Source organism: Kitasatospora sp. NPDC059827 (genome assembly GCF_042731675.1).
GTDB lineage: Bacteria > Actinomycetota > Actinomycetes > Streptomycetales > Streptomycetaceae > Kitasatospora.
In genome coordinates this window covers 12,699-31,116 of the sequence record NZ_JBHWIV010000095.1, presented here as the reverse complement: position 1 = coordinate 31,116, position 18,418 = coordinate 12,699, and the positions used below count along the sequence as shown (strand labels likewise).

The following is an 18,418-nucleotide window of genomic DNA, read 5'->3' as shown; positions in this document are numbered from 1 at the left end:
TTGAGGTAGTATTGGTGGGGTTTGGTTTTTGTTTACGATCCCAGTGAGGCGGTGGGGGGGCGGCGGCGGGGGGCGGCGGCCGCCCCCCCCGCCGCGACCCGCGACCGAGTTCCCGTCCAAGGCGGCGGGGACGAAGGGAGGCCTGTCGCGTCAGGGCGGCCGGCCGACGGTGGTGCCGGGCCAGCCCGCGGACACGACCAGGGACGCCGACCCGGCCCAGCGTGCCGACGCCGCTCACGGTGTCGAGACGGTCCACGGCACCGGGGCGCTCGGCGAGGCGGACGCGCCGGGGGGTGCGGCCGTACCCCGCGCCCCCCGGTTGCCTTCGAGCGCCCCGGCGCCGGACGCCACCTCCCCACCCGGGCCCCGGCCCCGCCGGGACCAGTCCGGGGCGGGGCGGGGGGCGCAGGCCGGGGACGCCCGGAACGCCCAGGAGCCCCGTAACGCCCAGGAGAGCCGGGACGCCCGGGAGCCCGGTGCCCAGGGGCGCAGCGCGCTCGAAGAGCTCTGGCGCTCCTACAAGGAGACCGGTGACCAGCGGCTGCGCGAGCAGCTGATCCTCCACTACTCACCACTCGTCAAGTACGTGGCGGGGCGGGTCGGGGTCGGCCTGCCGTCCAACGTCGAACAGGCCGACTTCGTCTCCTCCGGGGTCTTCGGGCTGATCGACGCGATCGAGAAGTTCGACATCGACCGCGCCATCAAGTTCGAGACCTACGCGATCAGCCGCATCCGCGGCGCGATCATCGACGAGCTGCGCGCCCTGGACTGGATCCCCCGCTCGGTGCGGCAGAAGGCGAAGGCCGTCGAGCGGACGTACGCGACGCTGGAGGCCCGGCTGCGCCGGACGCCGCACGAGCCCGAGGTCGCGGCCGAGATGGGCATCGCGATCGAGGACCTGCACGCGATCTTCAGCCAGCTGTCGCTCGCCAACGTGGTGGCCCTGGACGAACTGCTGCACCCGGTGGGGGAGGGCGGCGACCGGCTCAGTCTGGTGGACACCCTGGAGGACCACGGCGCGGACGACCCGGTCGAGGTGGCCGAGGACCGCGAGCTGCGCAGACTGCTGGCCCAGGCGGTCAACACCCTCCCCGAGCGGGAGAAGACCGTGGTCACGCTGTACTACTACGAGGGCCTCACCCTCGCCGAGATCGGCCAGGTGCTGGGGGTGACGGAGAGCCGGGTGAGCCAGATCCACACCAAGTCCGTCCTCCAGTTGCGGGCCAAGCTCTCGGACGTCCGGTAGCGGGCGCCAGAGCCGCCCGCCGGGCCGGCTCCTCCTTCGAATGCGCGGCGCCGTTCCGGCCGCGCGCGCGGCTCCGTACAGTGGGTCCGTGCCGAAGATCCGAGCGGCCACGGTGGCCGAGCATCGCCAGCTGCAGCGGGCAGCCCTCCTGGACGCTGCCCGCGTCCTGCTCACCGAGGGCGGCATGGAGGCCCTGACCTTCCCCTCGCTCGCCGCCCGTACCGGGCTGGCGCGTTCCTCCGTCTACGAGTACTTCCGCTCCCGTGCCGCCGTGGTCGAGGCACTGTGCGAGGTGGACTTCCCGCTCTGGGCGGCCGAGATCGAGGCCGGGATGGCGAGCTGCGAGACCGCCGCCGAGCGGATCGAGGCGTACGTCCGGGGCCAGCTGGCGCTGGCCGGGGACCCCAGGCACCGGGCGGTCACGGCCATCTCGGCGCTGGAGCTGGACGAGGCCGCGCGCGAGCGCATCCGGGCGGCGCACGGCGGGCTCGTCGGCCTGGTCGTCCGGGCGCTGGAGGAACTCGGCCACGACCAGCCCCGGCTCGCCGCGGCACTGCTGCAGGGGATCGTGGAGGCGGCCGTCCGCCGGACCGAGCAGTTCGCCACCGGGGACCGTACGGGCTGCCCGGTGGAGTCCCCGGAGGCGGTCGCGGACGCGGCGGTGGCCCTGGCGTTGCAAGGCCTCGACCGGACCTGACCCGCCCCCGCCCGTTCCCCGCCCCCGCCCATTCCCCGGCCCGTCCCGCCGCGCGCCCCTGCCCCGCCCGTTCCGCCCTGTCGCGCCGCCGTTCCGCGCGTTCACCTTCCGCCCAGCGGCAGCAGACGGGCCCGTCCCGTGCCCAGCAGGGCCAGTGGATCGAGGTAGCGGCCCCCGCGCAGCAGCCCCCAGTGCAGGCAGTCCCGTGCGCCGCAGTGCCGTCCGTCGGGGGCGAGCCGTCCGACGACCTGCCCGGCGGCCACCCCGGTGCCGACCGGGACGGTGCCGGTGACGGGGAGGTAGGTGGTCCGCAGCGGGGGAGTCCCGGAGCCCGGATGGACGACGGTCACCACCGGCCGTCCCGCCACCAGCCCGGAGAACGCGACCACCCCGGCGGCCGCCGCCCGCACCTCCGCCCCGGGCGCGGCGCCGAGGTCCACACCCCGGTGCCCGGCCGCCCACGGCTTGGCCGGCGGCTCGAAGCGCCCCAGCACCCCGCCGGGCCCGCCCACCGGCCAGGCCCGCGCCGGCCCCCGGCCGGTGGAGCCCCCGCCCGCGCCGCCTGAACCCGTGCCACTTGCGCCCACGCCACCTGTACCCGCGCCACCCGCACCCGCGCCGCCCTCGCCAGCAGCGGCGGCCCGCGCCACCCCCGCACCCGCCATCAGGGCGAGCACCACCCCCAGCGCGATCCCCCGCACCACCCGCGTGACCACCGCACCGGCCATCCCGCCCACCCCCACCGGCCGGCCACGCACCCACCCGGCCATCCACCCGGCCACCAACCCGGCCACCCACCCGATCGCCTCCGCGACCACTCCTCGAACCCCGCTGCGCCCAGTCATGCCCCGAGGCTGGCCGGGCCCCGCTGCCCAGACCACCCCCTTCCGGATTCCTGTGGACAAACCACCCCCACCGCCGGTCGCCGTCCCCCCGACGGGTGTACGGGTGCCGCCGTCCGGTGGACGAACGGCATACCAGGACCGGTCGGTGGGCAGGGAGCCGACCAGCCGGCGCCCGTTCGCCGGTCGCCGCGGCCCCGTCCGCCGCGGCCGTTTCCCGGGCTTCCCCCAGGCCATCCGCCGCTCGGGCGCAGTCCGCCCGCGGGCCCCCGGGCGCCCGAGAAGTCGCTCGCCGCTCGGCGCTTCCCGTACACTTCACACGCGACCCGGTCCACCGGGTCGACTTCGCACGCCCCGCCACCGGTGGTCGGACACGGTTCTTCCGCGGCCTCCGCCAGGTGCGAGTGCCGCTCGGTCCGCCGAGCCCGACCGGTCCCCGGACCGAGCGGGTGGAAGCGGCTCGGCACGATCGGGGCGTCAGGCGTGGCTGTCACCTGGCCGCCACGGACAACCGAGACTGACCCGACCGTAGGCACTTCGCCCGAGGGGAACCCCCCGAGGGCGGTCACAGTCGGGCCGTAACACCTGAGGAGCACGGCAATGGCCGTCGTCACGATGCGGGAGCTGCTGGAGAGCGGCGTCCACTTCGGTCACCAGACCCGCCGCTGGAACCCGAAGATGAAGCGCTTCATCATCACCGAGCGCAACGGCATCTACATCATCGACCTGCTGCAGTCGCTGAACTACATCGACCGCGCCTTCGAGTTCATCAAGGAGACCGTTGCCCACGGCGGCAGCGTCCTCTTCGTCGGCACGAAGAAGCAGGCCCAGGAGGCCATCGCCGAGCAGGCCACCCGCGTGGGCATGCCCTACGTGAACCAGCGCTGGCTCGGCGGCATGCTGACCAACTTCTCGACCGTCTACAAGCGCCTGCAGCGCCTCAAGGAGCTCGGCGAGCTGGACTTCTCGGACGTGGCCGGTTCCGGCCTCACCAAGAAGGAGCTCCTGGTCCTCCAGCGCGAGCACGACAAGCTGGAGAAGACCCTCGGCGGTATCCGCGACATGCAGCGCGTTCCCAGCGCTGTCTGGATCGTGGACACCAAGAAGGAGCACATCGCGGTCGGCGAGGCCCGGAAGCTCAACATCCCGGTCGTCGCCATCCTCGACACCAACTGTGACCCGGACGAGGTCGACTACAAGATCCCGGGCAACGACGACGCGATCCGCTCCGTCACCCTGCTGACCCGCGTGATCGCCGACGCCGTCGCCGAGGGCCTGAAGTCCCGCGCGGGTGTCGCCAAGGGCGACACCAAGGCCGAGCCGGGCGCCGACCAGCCGCTGGCCGACTGGGAGAAGGACCTCATCGAGGGCGAGAAGAAGGCCGAGGAGGCCCCCGCCGCCGCCGAGGCTCCGGCCGCTGAGGCCCCCGCCGACGAGGCTCCGGTTGCCGAGACCCCGGCCGCCGAGGCCCCGGTCGCCGAGGCTCCGGCCACCGACGCTCCGGCCGAGCAGGCCTGACGTACCACGGGTGAGGGGCACTCGCCGGTACGACACCGGCGGGTGCCCCTCTCTCCCGCGCCGGGTCCGAACCATCGGTGCCGGCGCCACTCCACGCAGACACGCGAGACGCGAGAAGAGATTCACACCATGGCGAACTTCACCGCCGCGGACGTCAAGAAGCTCCGTGAGCTCACCGGCGCCGGCATGATGGACTGCAAGAAGGCCCTGGACGAGGCCGAGGGCAACGTCGAGAAGGCCGTCGAGCTCCTGCGCATCAAGGGCCAGAAGGGCGTTGCGAAGCGCGAGGGCCGTGACGCCTCCAACGGCGCCGTCGCCGCGCTGATCGCCGAGGACAAGAAGTCCGGCGTCCTGGTCGAGCTGAACTGCGAGACCGACTTCGTCGCCAAGGGTGACAACTTCGTCCAGGTCGCCGACGCGATCGCCGCCCACCTCGCCAAGAGCGCCCCTGCCGACCTGGACGCCGCCCTGGCGTCCGAGATCGAGGCCGGCAAGACCGTCCAGCAGTTCGTGGACGAGGCCAACGCGACCCTGGGCGAGAAGATCGTCCTCCGTCGCTTCGCCCAGTTCGACGGTGACGGCTTCGTCGCGGTCTACCTCCACAAGACCAGCCCCGACCTGCCGCCGGCCGTCGGCGTCCTGGTCGAGCTGGACAAGGAGAACGCCGAGGTCGCCAAGGACGTCGCGCAGCACATCGCCGCCTTCGCGCCGAAGTACCTGTCCCGCGAGGAGATCCCGGCCGAGGCCCTCGAGAACGAGCGCCGCGTCGCCGAGGCCACCGCCCGCGAGGAGGGCAAGCCCGAGGCCGCCCTGCCGAAGATCGTCGAGGGTCGCGTCACCGGCTTCGTGAAGGAGAACTCCGTCCTGGAGCAGGCCTTCGCCAAGGACAACAAGAAGACCGTCGCCAAGGTCCTCGAGGAGGCCGGCGTCTCCCTCAAGCGCTTCGCCCGCTTCCGCGTCGGCGCCTGAGCCACGTTCCACCTGGTCCCCGGCCCCTCTAGGCTGGGAACCGCCCCCGCCCACTGACCGGGGCGGGCGGATCGCCGAACGGGCTCACCCGGCGCCAGCCGTCCATGGGTGGGCCGTGTCGGCACCATGAACGACGAGGAGGCCATTGCCGTGCAGGACACCGAACCGGTTCCCGCGGCAGTGGCCTCCTCTCGTGTACGCGCAGGCCGGGCATCCGCACGCCCAGGCCTGTGAGCCAGCAGGTGCACTAAAGGAGAAGTCCATGCAGGAGACGCAGGAGACCGCGCAGGACCCCAAGGCGGGCTCGCGCCGCCGGGTGCTGCTCAAGCTGTCCGGTGAAGCCTTCGCCGGTGGTGGCGGGCTCGGCGTCGACCCGGACGTCGTGCACGCGATCGCCCGTGAGATCGCCACGGTCGTGCGCGCCGGCACCGAGGTCGCGGTGGTCATCGGCGGCGGCAACTTCTTCCGGGGTGCCGAGCTGCAGGTCCGCGGCATGGACCGGGCCCGCTCCGACTACATGGGCATGCTGGGCACCGTCATGAACTGCCTGGCGCTGCAGGACTTCCTGGTCAAGGAGGGCATCGAGACCCGGGTCCAGACCGCCATCACCATGGGCCAGGTCGCCGAGCCGTACCTGCCGCTGCGGGCCGTCCGGCACCTGGAGAAGGGCCGTGTGGTGATCTTCGGTGCCGGTATGGGCATGCCGTACTTCTCCACCGACACCACGGCCGTCCAGCGCGCGCTGGAGATCCACGCCGACGTCCTGCTGATGGGCAAGAACGGCGTGGACGGCGTCTACGACTCCGACCCCCGGACCAACCCGGACGCGGTCAAGTTTGACGCACTGGAGTACTCCGAGGTCATCGCGCGCGACCTCAAGGTCGCCGACCTCACCGCGATCACCCTGTGCAAGGACAACAACCTCCCGATGCTGGTCTTCGAACTGCTGGCGGAGGGCAATATCGCGCGTGCGGTGAAGAGTGAGAAGATCGGCACACTCATCAGCCAGGATTCTGTCCGGGCCTGAGCAGCAACCCGCCGTACGGGACGGCGTCCGCCGCGACCGGCCCCGATGCCGACGCCGGTCGGGACTACAGCAGATGAACCGGACAGGGAGTTCACAGTGATCGAAGAGACCCTCCTCGAGGCCGAGGAAAAGATGGAGAAGGCCGTCGCCGTCTCCAAGGACGACCTCGCGGCCATCCGTACCGGCCGTGCGCACCCGGCGATGTTCGCCAAGATCGTCGCCGAGTACTACGGCGCCATCACGCCGATCAACCAGCTGGCCTCGTTCTCGGTGCCGGAGCCGCGCATGGCGGTCGTCTCGCCGTTCGACAAGACCGCGCTGAAGGCCATCGAGCAGGCGATCCGCGACTCCGACCTGGGCGTCAACCCCTCGAACGACGGTTCCATCATCCGAGTGGTGCTGCCGGAGCTGACCGAGGAGCGCCGCCGGGAGTTCATCAAGATCGCCCGGACCAAGGGCGAGGACGCCAAGGTCTCGATCCGCGCCGTCCGCCGCAAGGCCAAGGACGCCATCGACAAGCTGGTCAAGGACGGTGAGGTCGGCGAGGACGACGGCCGCCGCGCCGAGAAGGAGCTCGACGACACCACGGCCAAGTACGTGGCCCAGGTCGACGAGCTGCTCAAGCACAAGGAAGCCGAGCTGCTCGAGGTCTGATGAACGACGCCCCTGACGCCCCTGGCTACTGGGGCCCGTCCGACCAGCAGTTCCAGCCCTACCGCCCGGCGCCGCAGCCGCAGGCACCCCGGCCGCCGGCCAGTCCGGCGCCGGGGCACCCCGGCCACCCGGAGCCCCGGGCCGCCCACCAGGGCGGGCCGGGTGCCGTCCCGGGGGGCCAGGGCCTCCGTTCGGATCACTCGCAGCAGCCTCCGGTGTACTGGGGCGGCGACGCGGAGGAGACTCAGGTCATGCCTCCCGTACCGGCCGATCCCGGCCCGCACCCCGGTGCGCCCGACCACGGGCCGGCGAACGGCGCCGCGAGCGGACCCTCCGACGGCTCCTCGAACGGACCCTTCGACGGCGCCGCGAGCGGACCCTCCGACGGCTCCTCGAACGGACCCTTCGACGGCGCCGCGAGCGGACCCTCGAACGGCGCCGCGAACGGCCGGGCCGAGCAGCCCGGGACGCCGCCGCCGGGCGTGACGGAGACGGTCGTGCTGCGCGCGATAACCGACGACGCCACCCCCGCCCCCGGCCACGGCGCCCCGCCGTACCCGGGGGCTCCGGTGCATCCCGCGCCGCCGCAGCGCCACTGGGCGGCCGGGCAGCCCCCCTTCGTGCCGTCGTCCCATCCAGGGCAGGAGACACCCGTGGCCGCCCAGCCCGCCCCGCAGCCGGAGCCGCGCAAGCAGCGCGGCGGCCGTAACCTCCAGGCCGCCATAGGCGTGGGCGTCGGCCTCGGCGTGGTGATCATCGCCTCGCTGTTCGTGGTGAAGGCGCTGTTCCTGTTCGTCGTGATGGCCGCGGCCTCGGTCGGCGTCTGGGAGCTGACCAGTCGGCTGTCCGAGCGCAAGCAGATCAAGGCGCCGCTGATCCCGTTGGTCGTGGGCGGCATCGCCATGATCGCCACCGGCTACTGGGCCGGCGTCGAGTGGGCTGCGGCCTCGCTCGCGCTGACCGGGCTGGCGGTGATGGTCTGGCGGATGGCCGAGCCGCCGGAGAACTACCTGCGGGACATAACGGCAGGGGTGTTCACCGCCTTCTACGTGCCGTTCCTGGCGACCTTCGTGGCGATGATGCTGGCGGCCGACGACGGCCCCCAGCGGATCGTGCTCTTCCTGATCGTCACGATCTGCAGCGACACCGGCGCCTACGCGGTGGGCTACAAGTTCGGCCGGACCAAGCTGGCCCCGACGATCAGCCCCGGCAAGACCCGCGAGGGCCTGGCCGGCGGCATCGGCCTGTCGATGCTGGCGGGCGCCGTGCTGATGCAGCTGATCATCGACGGCGGCAGCTGGTGGCAGGGCCTGATCCTGGGCGGCTGCGCGGCGGTCACCGCGACCCTGGGCGACCTGGGCGAGTCGATGATCAAGCGCGACCTCGGGATCAAGGACATGGGCACCCTGCTGCCCGGCCACGGCGGCATCATGGACCGGCTGGACTCGCTGCTGCCGACCGCCCCGGTGGTCTGGCTGCTGCTGGCGGCCTTCGTCGGGAGCTGACCCGCCCACCGACCGTTCCGCAACGGGGCCCCGGACGCCCGGCGTCCGGGGCCCCCGCGCGTCTGCGACACTGGAACAACCATGCCTAAGCCCGGAGAACTCACCTTTGTCGCGCCGCGCGGCGCCAAGCCCCCGCGACACCTCGCCGACCTGAGCCCCGCCGAGCGCAAGGAGGCCGTCGCCGAGCTGGGCGAGCAGGCGTTCCGCGCCAAGCAGCTCTCGAACCACTACTTCGGCCGGATGTCGAACGACCCGGCGAGCTGGACGGACATCCCCGCCGCCAGCCGGGAGAAGCTGACCGAGGGCCTGCTGCCCGAGCTGATGTCGGTGGTGCGGCACGTCTCCTGCGACGACGACACCACCCGCAAGACGCTCTGGAAGCTGTTCGACGGCACGCTCGTCGAGTCGGTGCTGATGCGCTACCCGGACCGGGTCACCATGTGCATCAGCTCGCAGGCCGGCTGCGGCATGAACTGCCCGTTCTGCGCCACCGGCCAGGCGGGGCTGACCCGCAACCTGTCGACCGGCGAGATCGTCGAGCAGATCGCCGCCGGGATGCGCGCGCTCAAGGCCGGCGAGATCCCCGGTGGCGAGGCGCGGCTGTCGAACGTGGTCTTCATGGGCATGGGCGAGCCGCTGGCCAACTACAACCGGGTGCTGGCCTCGATCCGCCGGCTGACCGACCCGGCTCCGGACGGCTTCGGCCTGTCCCAGCGCGGCATCACGGTCTCCACGGTCGGCCTGGTGCCGGCCATGAACCGGCTGGCGGACGAGGGTCTCAGCTGCCGCCTGGCGCTGTCGCTGCACGCGCCGGACGACGAGCTGCGCGACGAGCTGGTCCCGGTGAACACCCGGTGGAAGGTCGCCGAGGTGCTGGACGCGGCGTGGAACTACGCGGAGAAGTCCGGCCGCCGGATCTCCATCGAGTACGCGCTGATCAAGGACATCAACGACCAGGCCTGGCGTGCCGACCTGCTCGGCCGGCTGATCAAGAACCACCGGGTGCACGTCAACCTGATCCCGCTGAACCCGACCCCGGGCTCCAAGTGGACCGCCTCCCGGCCGGAGGACGAGCGCGAGTTCGTCCGTCGGCTCCAGTCGCACGGCGTGCCGACGACCGTCCGCGACACCCGCGGCCAGGAGATCGACGGCGCCTGCGGCCAGCTCGCCGCGGCGGGCTGAGGACCCGGGTAGGAGCCTGCCGGGGGGTCAGGGCGTGTCGTGTGGATCAGGCCGGAGTGCCGGCCTGATCCACGAGGCACGCCCTATCGCAGTCCGGCGGCCGCCAGCGCGGCGGTCGCCCCGCCGGTCAGCAGCAGCGTGGTGCCCACCGCGAGGGTGCGCAGGGCGACCGCGCCGAACAGCAGCCGGGGCGAGGCACCGAGGCGCAGCAGCGACTCGGTGATCTCCCGGCGGTCGGTGCGGACCTCGGCGAGCCGGGCGATCACCGCGGCGACCGTGCAGCCGAGCACCAGGCAGGCCTCGACGGCGGGCAGCGCGTCGGCGCTGTCGGGGGTGCCGATCCAGTAGCGGACGGTGGTCAGCACCAGGGCGACGACCAGGGTGAGCACGGCCAGCGGCGGGCCGAGCCGGCGGGCCTGGGCGGTGAGGCCGCGTCCGGCGAGCAGCCGCAGCGGGGTGGGCCGGCCGAGGGCGAGCAGCCGTCCGGTCCAGGCGAGCAGCGGGCCGGTGAGCAGGGCGAGGCCGAGCGCGCCGCCGGCCCAGCCGCCGAGGGCGGCGGTGCTGGTGGTGCCGAGTCCGGCGGGCAGGTGGATCGGACGGCCGTCGGCGGGGGCGCCGGGCCGCAGGGCGATGAGTTCGAGCGCGGCGCCGATCACCACGAGTCCGACCGGTACGGCGATCCGCAGCGGGCCGAAGCCGGTCCGGCCGTGGGTGCGCCCGCCGGGCAGGGTCTCGGCGACGGGCACCGAGAAGCCGGCGGCGAGGCCGGCGGTGAGCGGGACGAGCGCGAGCAGGGTGACCGGTGCGGCCGCGGGCAGCGGCACCCCCATGCCGAGGTCGGGGGCGAGCGAGGGGCCGGCGATGTCGTTGCGCAGCACCAGGAAGAGCAGCAGGGTGAGCACGCTGCCGAGGGTGCAGGCGAGGGCGACCTCACCGGCGATCAGGGTGCGGATCCGGCGGGAGCCGGCCCCGGCGGCGGTGAGGCCGGCGATCCGCTCGGGCCGTCGGGCGGGCACCGAGCGGGCGGCGACGGCCGCGAACCAGGCGACGGCGGCGAGCGGCGGCAGGCACCAGAGCAGTCGTGCCAGCGCGTCGGCGCCGCCGAGCGGGTCGCTCAGCGCGCGCCCGAGGGAGCGCAGCAGGAAGGCGGCGACGGCGGCGGCCGCCAGTGCGGTGAGCAGCCAGCGGCCGAGGTCGGTCACCCGGTAGCCCCGGGCCAGACGGAGGTAGAACACGTCGACTCTTTCAGCGGCTCGGCTCTGTCCGCGACTGGAGGCGGTCAGCGGCGGGTGGCCGTGACGGCGGAGGCGCCGGTCGCGGCCGGGGCGGCGGCGCCGCGCGGGACGGGGGCGGCGGGGGCGGTGAGCCGTCCGTCGACGAGGGCGACGGAGCGGTCCGCGAACCGGACGAGCTCGGGGTCGTGGGTGGCCAGGACGAGGGTGAGCTGGTGCGAGCGGGCCGCGCTGGTCAGTATCCGCAGGACCTGGTCGGCGGCCTCGCGGTGCAGCGGGGCGGTGGGGTCGTCGGCGAACACGACGGGCGGCAGCGGGGCGAGGGCGCGGGCCACGGCGACCCGCTGGCGCTGGCTCTGGACCAGCCGGTCGGGGCGCCGGCGGCCGATGTCGCCGACGTCGAGGCGCTCCAGCCACTCGTCGGCGGCGGTGTAGGCGGCCTTGTTGCCGGCGCCGGCGAGCAGCAGCGGCAGGGCGACGTTCTCGCGGGCGCTGAGCTCGGGCACCAGGTGGGGTTCGGAGCCGACGAAGCCGAAGCGGTCGCGGCGCAGCCGTTCGCGTCCGGCGCGGCCGAGGGTGTGGACGGGGGAGCTGTTGAACCAGACCTCGCCCTCGTCGACCGGGAGCTGGGCGGAGAGGCAGCCGAGCAGGGTGCTCTTGCCGCAGCCGCGCGGGCCGGTGACGGCGAGCACCTCGCCCTCGCGGACGCCGATGGAGATGCCGCGCAGGGCGGGGGTGCCGTCGTGGGACTTGACGATCCCTCGGGCCCACAGCACGTCGTTGTCAGGCGGTGCCGCTGACATGAGGTTCCATCCTGGGTGGCCGCAGGGATATGACAGTCGTCAGATTAGAACGACCGGGGCCGGTCGCGGTTGCGGCGCTCTGGTCCATCACGGGCAAATCACCCGCATTCAGGCATGTTTGGTCGTACGACTGTGATGTTCCGTGGCGTTGTGTGAACGCCGAAGGGCGGCCCCGCGGGTGCGGGACCGCCCTTCGGCGGAGGGTGGGGAGGAGGGCTCAGGGGATCAGAGCTTCGCCCACGCGTCGGTGAGGCTGGTCCGCAGGATCTGCTCGATCTCGTCGAAGGTCGACTGGTCGGAGATCAGCGGCGGGGCCAGCTGGATGACCGGGTCGCCACGGTCGTCGGCGCGGCAGTACAGGCCGTTGTCGAAGAGGGCCTTCGACAGGAAGCCGTAGAGCACGCGCTCGACCTCGTCGTCGTTGAACGACTCCTTGGTGACCTTGTCCTTCACGAGCTCGATGCCGTAGAAGTACCCGTTGCCGCGGACGTCGCCGACGATCGGCAGGTCGCGCAGCTTGTCCAGGGTGCCCAGGAAGGCGGCCTCGTTGTCGAGGACCTTCTGGTTCAGGCCCTCGCGCTCGAAGATGTCGAGGTTGGCGAGCGCCACGGCCGAGGAGACCGGGTGGCCGGCGAAGGTGTAGCCGTGCAGGAAGGTGTTGTCACCCTTGTAGAACGGCTCGGCGATGCGGTCCGAGATGATCGTGGCGCCGATCGGGGAGTAGCCCGAGGTCATGCCCTTGGCGCAGGTGATCATGTCCGGCACGTAGCCGAACTTGTCGGCGCCGAACATGGTGCCGAGGCGGCCGAAGGCGCAGATGACCTCGTCCGAGACCAGCAGCACGTCGTGGCGGTCGCAGATCTCGCGCAGGCGCTGGAAGTACCCGGGCGGCGGCGGGAAGCAGCCACCGGCGTTCTGCACCGGCTCGACGAAGACGGCGGCGACGGTGTCGGCGCCCTCGTTGAGGATGGCGACCTCGATCTCGTCGGCGCACCAGCGGCCGTACGCCTCGGGGTCGACGGTGCCGTCCGGGCCTTCGAGGAAGGCCGGGGCGCGGTAGATGTTGGTGTTCGGCGCCTTGTGGGTACCCGGCACCAGCGGCTCGAACGGGGCCTTGAGGCCCGGCAGACCGGTGATGGACAGGGCGCCCTGCGGGGTGCCGTGGTAGGCGACGGCGCGCGAGATGACCTTGTACTTGGTCGGCTTGCCGATCAGCTTGAAGTACTGCTTGGCGAGCTTCCAGGCGGTCTCGACGGCCTCGCCGCCACCGGTGGAGAAGAAGACCTTGTTGAGGTCGCCCGGGGCGTAGTTGGCCAGGCGCTCGGCCAGCTCGACGGCCTTGGGGTGCGCGTAGCTCCAGATCGGGAAGAACGCGAGTTCCTTGGCCTGCTTGGCGGCGACCTCGGCGAGCTCGGTGCGGCCGTGACCGGCCTGCACGACGAACAGGCCGGCCAGGCCGTCGATGTACTTCCGGCCCTTGTCGTCCCAGATGTACGTGCCCTCGCCCTTGACGATGGTCGGTACGGGGGAGTTCTCGTACGACGACATGCGGGTGAAGTGCATCCACAGGTGGTCGTAGGCGGTCTTGGAAAGGTCCTTCTGGGCCGGGTCGGCTGTCATCGGGTGCCCCAGGTGTAGGTCTGTTTCCGGAGTTTCAGGTAAACGAAGCTCTCGGTGCTCCGCACGCCGGGAAGCGCGCGGATGCGCTTGTTGATCATTTCGAGCAGGTGCTCGTCGTCCTCGCAGACCAGCTCGGCCAGGAGGTCGAACGAGCCTGCGGTGCAGACGACGTAGTCGACCTCGTCGAGGGCGGCCAGCGCGTCGGCGACGGGCTCGATGTCGCCCTCGACCCGGATTCCGACCATCGCCTGGCGGGTGAAGCCGACGGTGAGCGGGTCCGTGACGGCGACGATCTGCATCACGCCTTGGTCGAGCAGCTTCTGGACGCGCTGCCGTACGGCCGCCTCGGACAGGCCGACGGCCTTGCCGATGGCGGCGTACGGGCGGCGCCCGTCCTCCTGGAGCTGCTCGATGATCGCCTTGGAGGCGGCGTCGAGGGGAACACTCGCGTTCCGGTCGCGGTTGGCCACGCGGCCACTGTGCCTGATCGTTCCCCTGTTCGCAAGCGTGGAAACTGCTGATTTCGTCGTGCTCCCGGAAAACCCATGCGGATTTCATCGTGGACGCGCACCGCGCCTGTCGATCCCGGCAGTCCTGCGGCTACTCTGGCACGGTACGCGCGCGCCCCCGCAGGGCGCCGCGCATTCCGCCACCAGTGGACCGCGCCGCTCCCGGCCGGGCCACTCGGCACCCTTCGTAGGCCGGATCCGTCGACGTACCATGGCGCCGGAATCTGCAATGCCGCAGGCCCAGACCGAGGAGAGACCCGTGAGCGACCTTCGCACGCTGCGCAACTACATCAACGGTGAGTTCGTCGACGCGGCTGACGGCCGCACGCTCGACATCGTCGACCCGACCACGGGCGAGGTCTACGCGACGTCGCCGCTGTCCGGCGCCGCTGACGTGGACGCGGCCATGGCCTCGGCCGCCGCCGCCTTCCCGGTCTGGCGCGACGCCACCCCGAGCACCCGGCAGAAGCTGCTGCTCAAGATCGCCGACGCGGTCGAGGCCCGGGCCGACGAGATCGTCGACGCCGAGGTGCGCAACACCGGCAAGCCCCGCGCGCTGACCCTCTCCGAGGAGATCGGCCCGATGGTGGACCAGCTCCGCTTCTTCGCCGGTGCCGCCCGGCTGCTGGAGGGCAAGGCCGCCGGCGAGTACATGGACGGCATGACCTCGATCATCCGCCGCGAGCCGGTCGGCGTCTGTGCCCAGGTCGCGCCGTGGAACTACCCGATGATGATGGCGGTCTGGAAGTTCGCCCCGGCCATCGCCGCGGGCAACACCGTCGTCCTCAAGCCCTCGGACACCACCCCGGCCTCCACCGTGCTGCTGGCCGAGATCATCGGCGGCGTCCTCAAGGACCTGGAGCTGCCGGCCGGCGTCTTCAACGTCATCTGCGGCGACCGCGAGTCCGGCAAGCTGATGGTCGAGCACCGCACCCCGGCGATGGCCTCCATCACCGGCTCCGTCCGGGCCGGCATCCAGGTCGCCGAGTCGGCCTCCAAGGACGTCAAGCGGGTCCACCTGGAGCTGGGCGGCAAGGCCCCGGTCGTCGTGTTCGAGGACGCCGACATCGCCGAGGCCGTCGAGGGCATCTCGGTGGCGGGCTACTTCAACGCCGGCCAGGACTGCACCGCCGCCACCCGCGTGCTGGTGCACGAGTCGATCCACGACGCCTTCGTCGAGGCGCTGGCCAAGGCCGCGGCCGAGACCAAGACCGGCGGCGTGGACGACGAGGACGTGCTCTACGGCCCGCTGAACAACGCCAACCAGCTCAAGCAGGTGTCCGGCTTCATCGAGCGGCTGCCCGCCCACGCCAAGGTCGAGGCCGGTGGCCACCGGGTCGGCGACAAGGGCTACTTCTACGCCCCGACCGTCGTCTCCGGCCTGCTGCAGGACGACGAGATCATCCAGAACGAGGTCTTCGGCCCGGTCATCACCGTGCAGAAGTTCACCGACGAGGAGCAGGCCGTCGAGTACGCCAACGGCGTCGAGTTCGCGCTGGCCTCCTCGGTCTGGACCAAGGACCACGCCCGCGCCATGCGGATGTCCCGCCGCCTGGACTTCGGCTGCGTCTGGATCAACACCCACATCCCGCTGGTCGCCGAGATGCCGCACGGCGGCTTCAAGAAGTCCGGCTACGGCAAGGACCTGTCGGCGTACGGCTTCGAGGACTACACCCGGGTGAAGCACGTCATGACCGCGATCTAGCGGGTCATGGCCGTCGGGCGCAGGATGACCGCGATCTAGCGGGTCATGGCCGTCGGGCGCGGTATGACCGCGATCTAGCGGGTCTGATCAATCGGCTGAACTGCCAAGGGGCCCGGGTCTTTTCGACCCGGGCCCTGTCGCTTTGCACCCTGTCGGCGGGTCGTGCATCCGGCTGACAGGATGAAACTGCACTTCGGGGGCGCTCGGCCCTAGCCTTACCGGCATGAGCATCCCCACCGCTGACTCAGCCGCCGGAAAGGCGGTCAAGGCCGCCGACCGCGCGCACGTCTTCCACTCGTGGTCCGCCCAGGCGCTGATCGACCCCCTCGCGGTGGCCGGCGCCGAGGGCTCGTACTTCTGGGACTACGACGGCAACCGCTACCTCGACTTCTCCTCGCAGCTGGTGAACACCAACATCGGGCACCAGCACCCGAAGGTGGTCGCCGCGATCCAGGAGCAGGCGGCGAAGCTCTGCACGATCGCCCCCGGCTTCGCGGTCGAGGCGCGCAGCGAGGCGGCCCGGCTGATCGCCGAGCGCACCCCGGGCGACCTGGACAAGATCTTCTTCACCAACGGCGGCGCCGAGGCGGTCGAGAACGCCGTCCGGATGGCCCGGCTGCACACCGGCCGGCAGAAGGTGCTCTCCACCTACCGCTCGTACCACGGCGCCACCGCCAACGCGATCGCCCTCACCGGCGACCCGCGGCGCTGGGCCAACGAGACCGGTGTCTCCGGCGTGGTGCACTTCTGGGGCCCGTACGCCTACCGCTCCAACTTCCACGCCGAGGACGAGGCGCAGGAGTGCGAGCGCGCGCTGGCGCACCTGGAGCAGGTGATCGCCTTCGAGGGACCGGGCACGGTGGCCGCGGTCATCCTGGAGTCGGTGGTCGGCACCGCCGGCATCCTGGTCCCGCCGCCGGGCTACCTGGCCGGGGTGCGGGAGATCTGCGACCGCCACGGGATCGTGTTCGTCCTGGACGAGGTGATGGCCGGCTTCGGCCGCACCGGCGAGTGGTTCGCCGCCGACCACTGGGGCGTGGTGCCGGACCTGCTGACCTTCGCCAAGGGCGTCAACTCCGGCTACGTCCCGCTGGGCGGCGTGGCGATCAACGCCGAGATCGCCGCCACCTTCGCGGAGCGGCCGTTCCCCGGCGGGCTCACCTACTCGGGGCACCCGCTGGCCTGCGCCTCGGCGGTGGCCACCATCAACGCCATGGCGGAGGAGGGCATCGTCGAGAACGCCAAGCACATCGGCGAGACGGTGCTCGGCCCCGGCCTGCGCGAGCTGGCCGAGCGGCACCCCTCGATCGGCGAGGTGCGCGGCCTCGGCGTGTTCTGGGCGCTCGACCTGGTGAAGGACCGGGAGACCCGGGAGCCGCTCGTCCCCTACAACGCCGCGGGCGCCGCCAACGCGCCGATGGCCGAGCTGGCCGCCGCCTGCAAGCAGCGCGGGCTCTGGCCGTTCGTCAACATGAACCGCTTCCACGTCGTCCCGCCGTGCACCGTCACCGAGGAGGAGGCCAAGGCCGGCCTCGCGGTGCTGGACGAGGCGCTGTCGCTGGCCGACGCGCACACCGTCTGACGTACCTACCAGGACGGCCCCGGGCGCACCCGCGTGTTCCCGGGGCCGTTCCACGCTCCGGAAGGCCCCCCATGTCCCGCAGCTCCACCCTGCCCCGACGCTCCTCCCAAACCCCTGTCATCCGCCGGCGTTCGGTGCTCGGCGGGGCCGCGCTGCTCGGCGCCGGCACGCTGACCGGCTGCGGCATCCCGTCCGCGTACGTCGCCGAGGACCGGCGTTCGGCACCGGACCGCTCGGAGCACGACAAGCGGCTGAACTTCTCCAACTGGACGCAGTACATCGACACCGACGACCAGGGGAAGCGCCCGACCCTGGACGCGTTCAGCGAGAAGACCGGGATCGCGGTCACCTACACCGAGGACATCAACGACAACGACGAGTTCTTCGGCAAGATCAGCCCGGTGCTCACCCAGGGCGCCGACCCGGGCCGGGACCTGATGGTGATCAGCGACTGGATGGCCGGGCGGTACGTCTCGCTGGGCTGGGTGCAGGAGATGGACCGGGCCGGCCTGCCCAACGTGACCGCCAACCTGGACCCGCAGCTGGCGAACCCGGTCTTCGACCCGGGGCGCCGGCGCAGCGTGCCCTGGCAGTCCGGGATCACCGGCATCGCGTACAACCGCAAGGCGCTCGGCCGGGAGCTCAGGTCCACCGCCGACCTCTGGGCGCCCGACCTCAAGGGCCGGATCACGCTGTTCGCCGGGCTGGACGAGGCGCTCGGGCTGCTGATGCTCTCCCAGGGCGCGGACATCGCGCGGTTCGGGGACGACGACGCGCACAAGGCGATGGACCTGGTGCAGAAGATGGTCGACACCGGGCACGTCCGCCGCTTCACCGGCAACGACTACACCAGCGACCTCGCCTCCGGCGCGGCGATCGCCTGCCAGGCCTACTCCGGTGACGCCGTCCAGCTCACCGCCGAGAACCCCGACATCGCCTTCGTGGTGCCGGAGGAGGGCGGCGAGCTGTGGGCGGAGAGCCTGATGATCCCCAACCGGGCCGTCCACAAGCGCAACGCCGAGCTGCTGGTCGACTACTACTACCAGCCCGAGGTGGCCGCCGAACTCGCCGCGGCCGTCCAGTACATCTGCCCGGTTCCGGCCGCCCGCGAGGTGCTGGCGGACAGCGGGGACAAGGACAAGGCCGAACTCGCCGAGAACCCGCTGGTGTTCCCGACCGAGGAGATGCGCGCCCGGCTGCGCAGCATGCGGGACGTCACCTCGGCCGAGCGGCCGGAGCTGCACAAGGTCTGGGGGCGCATCACCGGGGTGTGAGGGGTACCGGGGTGTGACCCTGCCCGGCGCCACCGGCCCTGACGGCGTTCCCG

The 18,418-nt window shown here is 72.1% G+C and carries 15 protein-coding genes and 1 pseudogene; 11 read left to right on the top strand and 5 right to left on the bottom strand.

The annotated features are described in order from the left end of the window. Window positions 1-490: 490 nt before the first annotated feature. A pseudogene (whiG, locus tag ACFV8H_RS35660) lies at window positions 491-1,246 on the top strand (RNA polymerase sigma factor WhiG); the annotation flags it as partial. 112 nt (window positions 1,247-1,358) lie between these two features. Next, window positions 1,359-1,943 carry a TetR/AcrR family transcriptional regulator gene (locus tag ACFV8H_RS35655; RefSeq protein ID WP_380408155.1) on the top strand — a complete coding sequence of 195 codons (585 nt, stop codon included), beginning with the start codon at window positions 1,359-1,361 and terminating at the stop codon, window positions 1,941-1,943. 101 nt (window positions 1,944-2,044) lie between these two features. On the opposite strand, the gene ACFV8H_RS35650 is transcribed toward ACFV8H_RS35655, so the two are convergent. Further along, on the bottom strand, window positions 2,045-2,788 hold the full coding sequence (locus ACFV8H_RS35650) for a peptidoglycan DD-metalloendopeptidase family protein (protein ID WP_380408151.1): 744 nt from the start codon (window positions 2,786-2,788) through the stop codon (window positions 2,045-2,047). Between the two features lie 597 nt (window positions 2,789-3,385). Between ACFV8H_RS35650 and rpsB the strand changes: the two genes are divergently transcribed. From rpsB to rlmN, 6 genes are all read left to right on the top strand, one after another. After that, window positions 3,386-4,303 carry a 30S ribosomal protein S2 gene (rpsB, locus tag ACFV8H_RS35645; protein ID WP_380408149.1) on the top strand — a complete coding sequence of 306 codons (918 nt, stop codon included), beginning with the start codon at window positions 3,386-3,388 and terminating at the stop codon, window positions 4,301-4,303. Between the two features lie 129 nt (window positions 4,304-4,432). Continuing rightward, window positions 4,433-5,272 (top strand): translation elongation factor Ts, encoded by an 840-nt coding sequence (tsf, locus tag ACFV8H_RS35640; protein ID WP_375891797.1) that lies wholly within the window; start codon window positions 4,433-4,435, stop codon window positions 5,270-5,272. Between the two features lie 262 nt (window positions 5,273-5,534). Continuing rightward, entirely contained in the window at window positions 5,535-6,299 is a 765-nt protein-coding gene (pyrH, locus tag ACFV8H_RS35635; RefSeq protein ID WP_030056790.1) for a UMP kinase, read from the top strand. A 96-nt stretch (window positions 6,300-6,395) separates the two neighbouring features. Further along, complete coding sequence (gene frr / locus ACFV8H_RS35630) at window positions 6,396-6,953, top strand: ribosome recycling factor (RefSeq protein WP_360233219.1); 558 nt, start codon at window positions 6,396-6,398, stop codon at window positions 6,951-6,953. Window positions 6,954-7,522: 569 nt separating this feature from the next. Continuing rightward, a complete protein-coding gene (locus ACFV8H_RS35625; RefSeq protein ID WP_380408153.1) occupies window positions 7,523-8,458 on the top strand; it encodes a phosphatidate cytidylyltransferase in 936 nt (311 codons plus the stop codon). Window positions 8,459-8,539: 81 nt separating this feature from the next. Then, complete coding sequence (gene rlmN, locus ACFV8H_RS35620; protein ID WP_375891799.1) at window positions 8,540-9,640, top strand: 23S rRNA (adenine(2503)-C(2))-methyltransferase RlmN; 1,101 nt, start codon at window positions 8,540-8,542, stop codon at window positions 9,638-9,640. Window positions 9,641-9,723: 83 nt separating this feature from the next. Here the strand turns inward: rlmN and ACFV8H_RS35615 are convergent, their stop codons facing one another. The 4 genes from ACFV8H_RS35615 to ACFV8H_RS35600 form a co-directional block, all read right to left on the bottom strand. Then, a complete protein-coding gene (locus ACFV8H_RS35615; protein WP_380408146.1) occupies window positions 9,724-10,875 on the bottom strand; it encodes a hypothetical protein in 1,152 nt (383 codons plus the stop codon). 44 nt (window positions 10,876-10,919) lie between these two features. Next, window positions 10,920-11,675, bottom strand: a complete 756-nt coding sequence (locus tag ACFV8H_RS35610; RefSeq protein ID WP_375891803.1) for an ABC transporter ATP-binding protein — start codon at window positions 11,673-11,675, stop codon at window positions 10,920-10,922. Window positions 11,676-11,900: 225 nt separating this feature from the next. Beyond that, window positions 11,901-13,295, bottom strand: coding sequence for an aspartate aminotransferase family protein (locus ACFV8H_RS35605; protein WP_380408145.1), 1,395 nt, complete (start codon window positions 13,293-13,295; stop codon window positions 11,901-11,903). Then, window positions 13,292-13,765 (bottom strand): Lrp/AsnC family transcriptional regulator, encoded by a 474-nt coding sequence (locus ACFV8H_RS35600; protein WP_030306695.1) that lies wholly within the window; start codon window positions 13,763-13,765, stop codon window positions 13,292-13,294. The genes ACFV8H_RS35605 and ACFV8H_RS35600 overlap by 4 nt, the downstream gene beginning before the upstream one ends. A gap of 268 nt (window positions 13,766-14,033) precedes the next feature. Here ACFV8H_RS35600 and ACFV8H_RS35595 point away from each other — a divergent pair, with 268 nt between their 5' ends. The 3 genes from ACFV8H_RS35595 (at window position 14,034) to ACFV8H_RS35585 (ending at window position 18,365) form a co-directional block, all read left to right on the top strand. Next, window positions 14,034-15,509, top strand: coding sequence for a gamma-aminobutyraldehyde dehydrogenase (locus ACFV8H_RS35595; RefSeq protein WP_375891804.1), 1,476 nt, complete (start codon window positions 14,034-14,036; stop codon window positions 15,507-15,509). A gap of 223 nt (window positions 15,510-15,732) precedes the next feature. Continuing rightward, the gene (locus ACFV8H_RS35590; protein ID WP_380408143.1) at window positions 15,733-17,091 is read left to right on the top strand and encodes an aspartate aminotransferase family protein; all 1,359 of its coding nucleotides are present in this window, start codon (window positions 15,733-15,735) and stop codon (window positions 17,089-17,091) included. A gap of 71 nt (window positions 17,092-17,162) precedes the next feature. Next, window positions 17,163-18,365 (top strand): spermidine/putrescine ABC transporter substrate-binding protein, encoded by a 1,203-nt coding sequence (locus ACFV8H_RS35585; protein ID WP_380408142.1) that lies wholly within the window; start codon window positions 17,163-17,165, stop codon window positions 18,363-18,365. The last annotated feature ends 53 nt before the right edge of the window (window positions 18,366-18,418 follow it).